This window comes from Halorubrum californiense DSM 19288 (genome assembly GCF_000336875.1).
GTDB classification, from domain to species: domain Archaea; phylum Halobacteriota; class Halobacteria; order Halobacteriales; family Haloferacaceae; genus Halorubrum; species Halorubrum californiense.
The window spans coordinates 16,444-28,497 of record NZ_AOJK01000014.1 but is presented as its reverse complement, the minus strand read 5'-3'; the positions used below and the strand labels follow the sequence as shown (position 1 = coordinate 28,497).

At 60.9% G+C, this 12,054-nt stretch carries 10 protein-coding genes and 1 pseudogene; 6 read left to right on the top strand and 5 right to left on the bottom strand.

What is annotated here, in order from left to right:
- Nucleotides 1-6: 6 nt before the first annotated feature.
- Entirely contained in the window at nt 7-807 is an 801-nt protein-coding gene (locus tag C463_RS02600; protein ID WP_008440837.1) for a sulfite exporter TauE/SafE family protein, read from the bottom strand.
- Nucleotides 808-973: 166 nt separating this feature from the next.
- Between C463_RS02600 and C463_RS02595 the strand changes: the two genes are divergently transcribed.
- Genes C463_RS02595 through C463_RS02585 form a run of 3 tightly spaced genes read left to right on the top strand, consistent with a single transcriptional unit; the run spans nt 974 to nt 4,691 of the window.
- Nucleotides 974-3,031 carry a NosD domain-containing protein gene (locus C463_RS02595; protein WP_049905441.1) on the top strand — a complete coding sequence of 686 codons (2,058 nt, stop codon included), beginning with the start codon at nt 974-976 and terminating at the stop codon, nt 3,029-3,031.
- Entirely contained in the window at nt 3,028-3,831 is an 804-nt protein-coding gene (locus tag C463_RS02590; protein WP_008440835.1) for an ABC transporter ATP-binding protein, read from the top strand. Before C463_RS02595 ends, C463_RS02590 begins: the two co-directional genes overlap by 4 nt.
- Entirely contained in the window at nt 3,828-4,691 is an 864-nt protein-coding gene (locus C463_RS02585; RefSeq protein WP_008440832.1) for an ABC transporter permease subunit, read from the top strand. The genes C463_RS02590 and C463_RS02585 overlap by 4 nt, the downstream gene beginning before the upstream one ends.
- A gap of 47 nt (nt 4,692-4,738) precedes the next feature.
- Here C463_RS02585 and C463_RS02580 read toward each other — a convergent pair whose 3' ends face one another.
- Nucleotides 4,739-5,092 (bottom strand): DUF7471 family protein, encoded by a 354-nt coding sequence (locus C463_RS02580; RefSeq protein ID WP_008440830.1) that lies wholly within the window; start codon nt 5,090-5,092, stop codon nt 4,739-4,741.
- 278 nt (nt 5,093-5,370) lie between these two features.
- Here C463_RS02580 and C463_RS02575 point away from each other — a divergent pair, with 278 nt between their 5' ends.
- Nucleotides 5,371-5,874: a winged helix-turn-helix transcriptional regulator gene (locus C463_RS02575; RefSeq protein WP_008440829.1), complete on the top strand. Its 504-nt coding sequence runs from the start codon at nt 5,371-5,373 to the stop codon at nt 5,872-5,874.
- A 279-nt stretch (nt 5,875-6,153) separates the two neighbouring features.
- A pseudogene (locus C463_RS02570) lies at nt 6,154-7,550 on the top strand (ATP-binding protein).
- 28 nt (nt 7,551-7,578) lie between these two features.
- Here the strand turns inward: C463_RS02570 and C463_RS02565 are convergent.
- Nucleotides 7,579-8,397 (bottom strand): SWIM zinc finger family protein, encoded by an 819-nt coding sequence (locus tag C463_RS02565; protein ID WP_049905440.1) that lies wholly within the window; start codon nt 8,395-8,397, stop codon nt 7,579-7,581.
- Nucleotides 8,398-8,640: 243 nt separating this feature from the next.
- On the opposite strand from C463_RS02565, the gene C463_RS02560 reads away from it, so the two are divergent.
- Nucleotides 8,641-9,651, top strand: coding sequence for a tyrosine-type recombinase/integrase (locus tag C463_RS02560; protein ID WP_008440827.1), 1,011 nt, complete (start codon nt 8,641-8,643; stop codon nt 9,649-9,651).
- Nucleotides 9,652-9,729: 78 nt separating this feature from the next.
- On the opposite strand, the gene C463_RS17380 is transcribed toward C463_RS02560, so the two are convergent.
- Nucleotides 9,730-10,521 (bottom strand): hypothetical protein, encoded by a 792-nt coding sequence (locus C463_RS17380; RefSeq protein WP_321163646.1) that lies wholly within the window; start codon nt 10,519-10,521, stop codon nt 9,730-9,732.
- 163 nt (nt 10,522-10,684) lie between these two features.
- Complete coding sequence (locus tag C463_RS02550) at nt 10,685-11,635, bottom strand: MarR family transcriptional regulator (RefSeq protein ID WP_239638839.1); 951 nt, start codon at nt 11,633-11,635, stop codon at nt 10,685-10,687.
- Nucleotides 11,636-12,054 lie beyond the last annotated feature (419 nt).

Genomic DNA, 12,054 nt, shown 5'->3' with positions numbered 1-12,054 from the left:
GCTCCGTTAGTGTCCCATTCCACCCCCGAGCGGCTGATAATGCGGGAACATCGGGTGGGGGATATGAACGCCAAGCGCCATCAGCCCGTGCGCGACGAGTACGTACCCCAGCGCGACGAACACCACGCCGAGTAACCGATGGACGCGACGTCGGTGTGTGACGTCGATCGACTGGATGACCGTTCCGTAGAGGAACACGGCCGGGATCGTACCGAGACCCAGAGCACCGAGGGCGATCCCGCCAGTCGTCGGAGAGCCGCTCGCGAAGGCGAACAAGTACGCGGGGTACAGCATCGGGCATGGAAGTAACGCATGAACGGCCCCGAGGCCGACGATACTCGGGCTGTTCACGTGCCGGTGGACTCTCGCCGCGAGCCACGACGTGACGCGCTGGACACCGGGAATACGAATGTCGCCGCCGCTGCCGCCGATCACGTACCGAACCCCGGTCAGTACGATGAAGCCGCCGACCGCGAGGCCGACGGTGCCTCGCAAGAGGTCAGCGACCGGGGTGAGCTGGTCGGCGGTTACGAACACGACGCTGCCGAGCGCACCGAAGAGGGCCCCGAAGACGGCGTACGTCGTCGCCCGGCCGACGTTGAACAGGAAGTGTTGTCGGACCTCGTAGGTCGTGAGGTGCCCGGCTCGCCCGTCGTGAACGGCCGCCGTTCCACCGTCCGGACGCGGTGTCATCTGCTCCGAGTACATCGTCACGAGTGGCCCGCACATCCCGATGCAGTGTGCGCCGCCGAACACGCCGATAAGGACGAACAGCGCGACGTCGATCCGGAGGAGTGGCTCGATCATACGCGAGATTCGTTGCCGGACGGCTTGTACCGTCTGGTGCGATTGTCGACAGCCCGGTTCACAGAGATGTCGTCGTCCGGCGTGTGGCGTCTCTCACGGACCCGCGACGGAACGCGTTCGAGAGATACACCAGACGGGATAAGTCGCCGCAAACAGAACGTTCAGTGTGGCAGTGTTCACTCCCGATGACAGCCGGTCGAGGTACGTTCGCTTGGTTGTCGCCGTGGGGACGCTCCTCGCTGTGGTCGGGACTGCGGGCGCGTTCGTCGTCGACCCGGCCGAGTCGGTCCCCGAGCCGGTGGCGTACGAAGACACGACCGAACTCGGGCTGTCGTCGGAGACCGACGAGATGATGGGCGGCAACGCGACGGTGCCGCGGGCACAGGTGTTCTACTCACAGTTACAGTACGTCGTCGGGTACAACGGAGTCGGTTCGTTCGTCACGTCGCTGTCGGACGGTCGAACCGAACAGCAGTTCGGTTACCCGCTCGTCGCGTACGTCGAAACCTTCGATCACCGCGACCCTGGGACGACCGATAACGGGCTGTTGTCGGCGAGCGGGGCCGGCGGATGGACCCCTGCCGAGGACGCTCAGTACGTCGTCGACAGTAGCGTCCGCACGCCGGCCGGCGAGGCCGTGGTACCCTTCAGCAGCCGCGAGGCTGCCGTGTCGTTCGCGACCGATCACGACGGGACGGTCGTCGGCTGGGAATCGGTCCGAGACCGCTCGTTCGACACCGACTCCGCGGCGACGGTGCGGTCGCTGGCACCGAATCGGTGGGAGGCGGCAGACGACCGGATCGCCGAGGCGGAACGAGCCGCGGACCGTCCCGTCTCGGTGGTAGTCGGTGAAGACGCGACGACGATCGGTGCGGCGGTCGAGGCGGCGCCGCCGAACACGACGGTCGTCGTTCCAGAAGGAGTCTATCACGAGACAGTGACTGTCAACGAATCCGTGAGCATCGTCGGCGACGGCGCACGGATCAGCGGTGACGGCAACGGCTCTGTCGTCACCGTTCGCGCGGCCGACGTCGCGATTCGGGGGCTCCGGATCGACGGTGCTGGGAACCAGACGCGAGATCCGGAAGCGGCGCGCGCCGATAGGGATGAAGAGACCGAGGCGTGGGACGCGAACATTCAGAACGGGTACGGCCACGGCGACGCGGGGCTCCGGGCGATCGACGCGCCCGGGCTCGTCGTCGAGAACGTCGCCGTCGAGACAAACGCGAGCGGGCTCCTGTTGCGCGAGGGCTCACACGCCGTCGTCCGCAACCTCCGCGTCGACGGCTCTGAGACGTGGCAGAACGGTTTCATGGGAATCGCGGGGATGGAGTCACGGGTGGCCGTCACCGACAGCCGGTTCGAGGGCGGTCGTGACGGGATCTATCTCCACCGCGCGGACGGGTCGGTCATCCGGAACTCGACGTTCACGGATAACCGGTACGGTATCCATCTCATGTACACCGGCGACGCGCTGGTCGCGGATAACACGGCCCGCAACGAGCTGTTCGCCGGCATCACCGTGATGACTCGTCCCGCGGGGAACGCGATCGTCGGCAACGACGTTCGGAACTCCGGGGCAGGGATCCAATCGTCGGGGACGCAAACGTACATCGGCTACAACACGCTCGTCGGCAACGAACTCGGGTTCTCGACGAGCGCTCGCGGGTCGCTGTACGAACACAACGTCGTCGTCGACAACGAACTCGGCGCTCGCGCGACGACGGTCGTCCCGTCGAGCCGTGTCGTCGCGAACGACTTCGTCGGAAACGACGACCACGCGGCCGCCGGCGCGGGCGCCCTCCGCGTGTGGGCGGACGGCGACCGCGGCAACTACTGGGAGGGGGCGAACCTCGGGCCGCGACCGTCTGGCGAACGGGCGTATCGCCCGACATCGCCGGTCGACGCCGCACTTCATCGGGAGGCCGCGGCCGTCGCCGTGCGGGAGTCGCCCGCGGCCGTACTGCTGGACCGACTGCGCGGCACCGTACCCGGTGCTCGCACCGGAAGCATCATCGATCCGGCACCGGTGTCCACGCCCTTCCATCCCGACCGAATCGATGCGGTGACGGACTCTGACGTCGGACAGAGAGGGCCGATCCACGCGGACTGGCGATCTGTCCTCGGTTCACCGACGGCAGTTCGAGAAGCACCTGATGGAAACACGACTACCCAGAGTACGACTGGTCAGATCGGCACTCGAAACGTGGGGAACGACAGATGAGTGAACACACGCTCGCTGAACTCGTCGACGTGACACGGACCTACGGCGGGGTTCCGGTTCTCGACGAGGTCTCCGTTTCGATCACCTCCGGTGTCACGGTCGTCGTCGGTCCGAACGGCTCCGGGAAATCGACGCTGCTCGGGATCCTCGCGGGAGCGGTCGAGCCGGTCGACGGGGAGGTACGGTACGCGCACGAGAACGGAGCCGATGCTGGCAAGCGGATCGGGTACCTCCCGCAGCGGGTCCCGTTCCGAGACGCGTTCACGGCCCGCGAGACGCTCGGCTTCTACGCGGCGCTGGCCGACGGCGATCCCGACGCAGCGCTGGCGGACGTCGGATTGGCCGACGCGGGTGACAAACGTGTCGCGGCGCTGTCGGGCGGGATGCGACGCCTGCTCGGCATCGCGCAGGCGACGCTCGGGAATCCGGCGATCGCTGTGCTCGACGAACCGACGAGCGGACTCGACCCAGCGATGCGCGAGCGAGCCTTCCGAGCCGCCGCCGCGCGTGCGAACGACGACACCGCCGTCGTCGTCAGCTCACACGACCTCGACCTCGTCGACAGCTACGCCGACGAGATAGTCGTTCTCGATCGGGGTCGCGTGGCCGCGGCGGGATCCGTCGAACGACTGCTCACGGATCACGGGGTCGAGAACGTGACATCCCTGTTCCGAGCTGTTGTCGGCGACGGTGCGAGCGCGGTGACCGACGCTGGAGATGGCGATAGCGATGACGGCCCCGAGAACGGTGACGCGACCGCGCCGGAGTCGGTCCACGTCGCGGGGGTGTCGGACCGATGAGTCGGTTCCTCGGAAGCGTTTCGATCGTGTTCCGTCGGGAACTACTGACCGTTCAACGGACCCCCGGCTACCCTGCCCTCGCAGCCGGGTTGCTGCTCGTCCTCGGCGGACTCGTCACAGTCGGCGGCGGCGGGGGGACCGGGTTTGTCCCGGCTGTGGTCGACCTGCTCCTCCCGACAGAGGTGCTCGTCCCGCTTCTCGGCGTGGTACTCGGGTACCGTGCGCTGCTCACCGACGCCACGAGCGGTGAACTCACCGTGATCCGGACCTATCCCGTGAGTACCGTCGGCTACGTTGTCGGCGTGTTGTTTGCGCGGCTGGTCGCGCTCCTCGCGGTCGTCGGGATTCCATTTGCGCTCGTGGGCGTGTACGTCTGGGTAACTGCGGCACCGGACACGGGGATCTTCGCGACGCACAGCGGAGTGGACTCGCCGCTGTTGTTCGTGCGGTTCATCGCGTTCGTCCTGCTGTTCGGGGCTGCGTACCTGTCGCTGGCGGCGGCGGTCTCGACGGTCGCATCGAGCCGACGGAGCGCGATCGCGCTCGGACTGCTCGTATTGCTCGGCGGCGTCCTCGGCGGCGACCTCGCGATCCTCCGGTCGCTCGCGGGTGGCGCTTCGGCCACCGGGATCGCCGAAACGCTCGCACTAACGCCGAACGGGGCGTTCCGCGGGCTGGTCTTCGAACACGTTGTCGGCGTCGCTTTTGCGTCTGACGGCGAGTTCGTCCACACCGGCCGTGCGGTCGGCTCACTCGTCGGCTGGACTCTCGCCGGAACCGCAGTCGCAGTTGTGACGCTCGCGTACCGCGGACGGCTCGATGTCGTCAACGAACGGATTCGCAGGCGTGGCGGGTACTGAGCGTCGCGACGGGAACGGAGCCGCCGCACGTCAGTCACCGCCGGTGTTCAGTCCGAGGTGGCATCGTTTCCGACCGTTCCCGGCGCATGTGCGTACACGGCGTAGAGGACGATCGCCGCGATCAGGAAGTCGAGGCTGTGTTCGAGGAAATGGTGAATCGGCATCGGAACGACACCGAGAATCGTTCCCGCGCCCACAACTGATCGGAACAACAGCACCCCGACCGCGGCGGCAATCAGTCCGTACTGTGCCCCTCGCCGTCGACGGTACGCGACGACGCTGATGACAAAGAGAACTCCCGTTCCGAGACCAGCGACAAGCGCGACCGCAAGCAGCAACAGTGACCCCTCTACGGACCACCCGTCAACCGCGGACTGTAGAGGGCCGATTGGCTGCGTCACAACCGTCGTTCGTCGGGAACGAATAAGAAATCACTCCCTTCGGCGGAATCTCGTAGGTGGGAATCCGCGGCGCCTGACAGAGGATTCCCAACCGATGCGGAACCGTGGTTTCGTCCGTTCCCAAGCAGCGATACTATACGGACACGTTTTACCTCAGAACAGGTTACGCTGAATTAGTACAGATGGCGGACACCCGGACACGAATCCGACAACACGTTCGCGACNGATACTATACGGACACGTTTTACCTCAGAACAGGTTACGCTGAATTAGTACAGATGGCGGACACCCGGACACGAATCCGACAACACGTTCGCGACACCCCTGGTGTCCACTTCAATCAAGTCGGTCGCGACCTCGATATCGCGACCGGACAGGTCCAATACCACCTACGTCGTCTTGTTCGCGACGACGAACTCGCCGTCGAGCGGATTGGCGGGCGCGCACATTACTTCGATCGATCGTTCGACCCGTGGGAACGGCGGGCGCTCGCGTTCCTCAGACGCGAGACCGCCCGCGGTATTCTCGTGCGGCTCCACGCCGATGGCCCGAAACGGCCGAAGACGCTCGCGGACGACCTCGACCTCGCGCGAAGCACCGTCTCGTGGCACGTCTCGACACTCGTCGAGAATGGGATTGTCGAGAAATCCACCGACCGACCGATGACGCTCGATCTGAGCCGTCCAGACCGTACAGCCGAACTGCTCGAGACGGCATCCCCGTCGCTTCCAGACCGACTCGTCGATCGGTTCATCCGAACGGTCGACAGCGTCTTGGACTGAGATCGTTGTAGCGTGTCGAATCCGCAACCCCCTATCCGTCTCTAAGGCGTTCAACAGGGCCAGCAAAGACGTTCAACGGAAGCGCTCTGTTGAATCCGAAAACTGAACAGAGATAATTACAGGCCCACGCGGTCCGGTGGAATCATGCCTAAGTTACCACGACCCGGATCTATTCTAATTTTGCTTTGGTTGAAGCCTCGATAGATGATAGCTCTGGAGATGATATTCCAGAATATGATTATTCAGAATATTTTATTCAACACACACTAATTCAGCGCCATGACAGACTTCGTGAACCGCTCGGAAGAGTTAGAGCGGCTTCACGGCCGTTTCGACTCGGAGAACGCGGATCTCGCCGTCGTATACGGGCGGCGACGACTGGGAAAGACGAGACTCGTCAAGAAGGCACTTGAGGGACGAGAGAACACAGTCTTCTACCAGGCACGACAGAAGACGCGGGAACTCCAACTGGAACAGTTCGTCGAGGCTGCGGCTGACACGTTTCCCGGTATCGAAGACATTCGTCCCGATTGGGAGCGGCTGTTCGGGTATCTGGCCGACCAGAATGCGATCGTCGTCCTTGACGAGTTTCCGTACCTGATCGAGCAGGACGAGAGCCTCCCGTCCGTGTTACAGGCGCTGTTCGATCACGAGTTCGATGAGTCGGAGACGACGTTCGTTCTCGTCGGGTCGTCGATCAGCGTGATGGAGGAAGCGACGCTGCTCAGAGACAGCCCGCTATACGGGCGAACCTCCCTCACGCTCGACATCTGTGAACTCTCGTTCGACGCCGCGACGGTGTTTCTCCCGGACGATGCGACGGCGGACGAGGCCGTGCGTGCGTGGAGTGGGTTCGGAGGCGTTCCCTATTACCTCGAGGAACTCGACGCCGATCGCTCGGTGAGAACATCCAGCAAACGGTGCTGACTCGTCACGGCTCGCTCCGCAACGAACCGGAGCACGTCCTCCGCATGGAGCTGACGGAGCCGACGCGCTACTTCTCGATCCTCGAAGCGATCGCCGGCGGGGCAACCGGCCGCAACGGTATCGCCGGCGTGACGGGTATCGATTACAACCAACTATCGACGTATCTGGACCGGCTCTCCCGACTTCGGCTCATCGAACGACACCTGCCGGTGACTGAGGAGCCCGAACGATCTAAGCGAAGCCAGTATCGGCTTCGTGACCCGCTCTTCCGGTTCTGGTTCCGGTTCCTGTACGGGACCTCGGATCGCTATGACCAGTTCGGTGAGGAGGCCTACGAACGACTCGTCGAACCGGAAATGGCCGACTTCGTCCCCCCGGCCTTCGAGCAGCTGTGTTGTGAGGCCCTGTGGACGCTGTACGATGAGACACCGATCGTCGACGTCGGACAGTGGTGGTATCAGGACCACGAGATCGACGTCGTCGGGCTCACCGACGAGGAGACGCTCGTCGTCGGCGAGTGTAAGTATCAGGAATCGCCTCTCGACTACGGCGCGCTGGCGTCACTGGAGACGCACGTCGAGGAACTCCGCTGGCAGCCGTCGGGCGGCGGCACGCGGACCGTCGAATACGCGCTGTTCTCCCGGAGCGGATTTACGGATAGCGTCCACGAAGCCGCCGTCGAGCGTGACGATGTACGCATTTATACGATCGACGACGCCGTCGCCGCACTTAAAAAAATGAGCGACTGAACCGTGGGAAACGCGAGATAGTAGAGAATTACTCTCGGCGCTCAGTGAGCGTTTCCTCCAACTCCGTCGCTGCGCGCTCGAAGTGCTCGGCGAGAAACGACGTTCCGGATACAGCCCGGTCTTCGAGGAACGCGACGGCGTCGGCGATCCCGTCAGCGTCGACATCCCCTGCCGCCACGCAGTCGACGTACCCGTCGAGTGCTCGCGTGAACCCCTGCGAGAAGTGATCGTACGCCCCATCAACGCGCTCCATATTCTCGTCGAGCGATTCGACGAGGGCACGATACACTACCGCTGCCGACGCGTACCGCCCCTGATCGCGATACTCGCTCGCGAGGTCGAACCATTCCGAGAAGTCGATCGGTTCGAAGACGACGAAGTAGTCGGGATTCGTCTCCTCGAACTGCCGGTCGATCGCAGCGCGCAGGTCGGCGACCGACCGCGTCGACGACTCACCGAAACGGGCGAAGAAGCGTTCACGGGCGGAAGCGTCGGTCACCAGCGTCTCACGGAGGAACTCTCGGAGGTCGTCGGCGTCGGCCGCCTCGAGTGCGGCGTCGAGTTCATCGCCCTCGTCCGGAGGACAGTCGTCGATACACCGAAGCAACACGGCGACGATGTGCTTACACGCCTCCGGTCCGTCGTACGGGCAGTTACACCACGGATCGAACCCCCCGGCTGAGAGGTCAACACGCACGTCGTACTGACGACTGCCACTCACGACGGCAGCCACAGTAGTGTCTATGCGATGAATATCGAGGATGCGATCCTCAGAAAGGTATCTCTCGCCGCGTTCGAAGACCGCGTCAGTACATATCTCTCGAACTGTTCCCTCCGTCACGTCCATGAGTGTGACCAGTGTTCCGTCGCTGTCCGGAAAAATTCGACACATGAATCTCGCTTTCGTTCAAAATCGTAACGCTCTCCTTCTGAAAGAAGCCACCACCCCGCCGCAGTCATGCGATTAGAAGACTACGGGCGCGACGGGCGCGCGTTCACGTTGGGAACGAATCGTCTTTTCGGGGCTGTACTGCCCGAAATCAGGGACATCAGATCGGGGTCGTGACTGCGTTTTGCGTCACAAAGAGCGATGAGCCTCGAACCAATCGACCCGGAAACAGCCGTAGAACTGTATCTCGCTGACCGCGAAGCCGAGGTGGCCAAGGCAACGCTGTACTCGCACAGCTCTCGCCTCGGTCACTTCGTTCGCTGGTGTGACGAAGAAGACATAGACAACCTAAATAAGTTGAGCGGACGGACACTTCACGAGTACCGCCTGTGGCGACGCCGTGACGGTGATCTCGCACCCGCTACCGAGAAGACACAGATGGACACTCTCCGCGTCTTCGTGAAATGGCTGGAGAGCGTTGACGCCGTCGTCGACGACCTCCACACGAAGGTGCGGTCGCCCGTGTTGCGAGACGGGCAGAACGTCCGCGACGTGATGCTTGACTCCGAACGTGCCGAGGAAGTTCTGGGCTATCTCTCGAAGTACGAGTACGTCTCACGGCCTCACGTTGTGGTTACACTGATGTGGCACACGATGATGCGGACCGGTGCGGTCCACTCGCTTGACGTCGACGACTACGATCCAGATGGACAGTACATCGCTGTCGTTCACCGACCAGAGGCCGAGACGACGATCAAGAATGGAACAGGTGGGGAACGACTGATCGCGTTATCGAACGAGGTGTGCCAGCTGCTCGATGATTGGATCGCAAACCGACGGCCGGATGTAGATGATGAGGTCGGCAGACAGCCACTTATTTCCACATCAGACGGGCGAGCACACCGATCGACGCTCAGGGGAGACTGTTACAGATACACAAGGCCTTGCGTTTCCACTGGAGAATGTCCACACGACCGCGACCCAGACGACTGTGACGCGATGAAGTATACTGCCGCATTCGACTGTCCCTCAAGCGTGAGCCCGCATGCGCTTCGACGTGGTGGGATCACTCACCACTTAAACAGCGATGTTCCGAAAGAGGTTGTCAGTGACCGCGCAAACGTGACAGGAGGGGTTCTCGACGAACACTACGATCGGCGAAGTCAGCACGAAAAGATGGAGCAACGTCGGAGATATCTCGACAATATCTGATTTCTGGTGTCGATTATTATCATATAATTTCGACATGGCGATCCGACCTACGAGGGTTTGACAAACGGAGTCGAACCATTACGATCGCGTGAATTCATCGTGCTTGCCAGTATCCCGAATTCCATCAGAAGTCCGCTCAGCGAATCCGTACTGATTAAGATACTCGTATCGACGTCCGATATCTTCGTCTGAAACGCTCAACTCAGCGGCTAGTTCGCCCACGGATTTTGGCTCTTCCTCGTCCAGTTGTACTCGGAGCTCGTATCCTTCCATATATCGCTGATAGTACTCGCGAACAACAGTATCGAGTGGCGTTTGGATACCTTCGGTCTCGTCGAGTCGCTCCAAGGACGCAGAGACAACCGTAACGAAGAACTCCCCACCCAAGAGCTCTACCTGACGTTCGAGTTCGTTTTCGATGACATCGAAGTCGAGACCTGTTTGGACGAGCGTAGCCATGTCACCGATGTCATCCGGGCGCTCTGCGACGGCTTTGAAAAGGAAGATATCCTCAAACGAGACGAGGCCGATCGAGAAATATTCTGAAGAGAGAAACCGTTGGCTCCGTACCTGCATCCCGTCGCTGAAGAACAGCTTATTGGCTATCTGGCGGTAGAAAACATCGAACTGGCACCCCGCATCGTTCCGTACGCAGTGGCGTGCGCCCAACTGGTCGTACTCATCACCGAGATCGGTAACTTCCTCGTAGCCGAGCTCGTCAAGCACGCCCATCAGGCGGCTGAGAGCCGTCTCATCCACAACAACGAGATCGATGTCCTTGGTCGTGTCCTTGAGAGACGGCTGGTGAAGTGCCATCGCCCCACCACCGATAAGATACGCCTCGACCTCCGTTTGAAGCTGATCCGCAATCTTCCGAAGTTCGGCCTCGATATAGTCACGGCCAAATCGCTCACGAGANGAAGTGCCATCGCCCCACCACCGATAAGATACGCCTCGACCTCCGTTTGAAGCTGATCCGCAATCTTCCGAAGTTCGGCCTCGATATAGTCACGGCCAAATCGCTCACGAGAACTCATAGAGTGACCTCATACTCCTGCGCTGTTTGTTTGAACTCTTCCCATTTGGGGAGGGGTTCAGACGTCGTTTCTCCGTTTGTCTCCAAGTATTCAATGAGATCGTCGACGATACCAGATAGATCGATCGCCGCCTCAGGCTGATAGTGTTGAGCGCGCTCTCGTAATGCCGTTCGATCGAGATCCTGTTTCTGTATCAGTAACAGACAGTACGTTCGGTACCGAGAGTCGTCATCGATCAAGAGTGTATGGCAAACTAACTCAACAGGGTCGATATCGGTGACTCGATCGGTTTGGAAGTAGTGTCGACGGTCACGAGTGAGCAGAGGAACGCCGAACTCACCGAACAGCGCCGGTCCGGTCTGATAAAACTCTTCAGCGCTGATGTCGCTGTCGCACGCGAAGAGATACTCGTTGTGCGTTTCCCAGAGAAAATTGAGTCCAGCCGCGTGTTCTCCTGCTTCACGGCGATGTTTCTGATGAAACAATCCTCGTGCGATTGAGACCAATACGGTAAATGGCTCGTTGAGGCGATACCGAGACCTCGATTTCCCGATGACACCAACAAGCTGAAGATCGTCTAACCTGCGGTAGACTGTTGCCCGACTCACCCCACTTCGCTCGGCTAATTCGGTCGCAGTCCGCCCCCGATCGAGATAGTAGAGAATTTCCAATCCAGAGCCGGCTATGAGGGCTGGTAGGTCCATATGACGATGTTCTGTGAGGAGTCCCTCAAGTTGCTCTATCGGCTCGATGTCCGTTAGGGAAACCAGCTTTTCTCGACCGCTTTGGTTGGTTTTGACGCAACCGTAGGCCTCTAATTCGGTGATGATACGTGAGGTGTGACTAGTGCTCCAGCCGAGTTGGTCAGCGAGCGTACTGACACTCAGTTCCGGATCACCCCCGTCTATAAGATGAGAGAGTACCTGAAAATGACTTTTTGACATCATGCTGTCTCAAATAACGCAATCATTTTATAAATCAGTTTCGTTATTTGAGACGAAAGGTAGAATTTCAGATATTATAACCACTATATCCGATTGGCCTCGGGCCTATTCTAGTTCTGTTTTGGTAGAGTTCCAGTCGATGACATCTCTATGTATGGTTCCGTTGTGGACCGGAAAAGTCAGTACGTTGATCTCGCTTTCGTTCAAGGACGTAACGACTTCCCTCTGAAAGCAATCACCACCCCGGCGCAGTCATGCGATTAGAACACTACGGGCGCGACGGGCGCTACTTCGACCGTCGAACGACTCGACCTTTCAGGCGTGAGGCGGCCGAAATCACCTGTCCCAAAACGGGTGTTCTTGACAGAGATATCGTAACGGAACTCCCCGCCACGGTGAGAACTAATCGTTCAGGATCGGGA

Excerpts from the sequence above, each read along its gene's own strand:
- C463_RS02600 (WP_008440837.1), bottom strand. The coding sequence starts at position 807 with ATGATCGAGCCACTCCTCCGGATCGACGTCGCGCTGTTCGTCCTTATC.
- C463_RS02550 (WP_239638839.1), bottom strand. The coding sequence starts at position 11,635 with ATGATGTCAAAAAGTCATTTTCAGGTACTCTCTCATCTTATAGACGGG.
- C463_RS02575 (WP_008440829.1), top strand. The coding sequence starts at position 5,371 with ATGGCGGACACCCGGACACGAATCCGACAACACGTTCGCGACACCCCT.
- C463_RS02585 (WP_008440832.1), top strand. The coding sequence starts at position 3,828 with ATGAGTCGGTTCCTCGGAAGCGTTTCGATCGTGTTCCGTCGGGAACTA.
- C463_RS02565 (WP_049905440.1), bottom strand. The coding sequence starts at position 8,397 with ATGGACGTGACGGAGGGAACAGTTCGAGAGATATGTACTGACGCGGTC.
- C463_RS02590 (WP_008440835.1), top strand. The coding sequence starts at position 3,028 with ATGAGTGAACACACGCTCGCTGAACTCGTCGACGTGACACGGACCTAC.
- C463_RS02560 (WP_008440827.1), top strand. The coding sequence starts at position 8,641 with ATGAGCCTCGAACCAATCGACCCGGAAACAGCCGTAGAACTGTATCTC.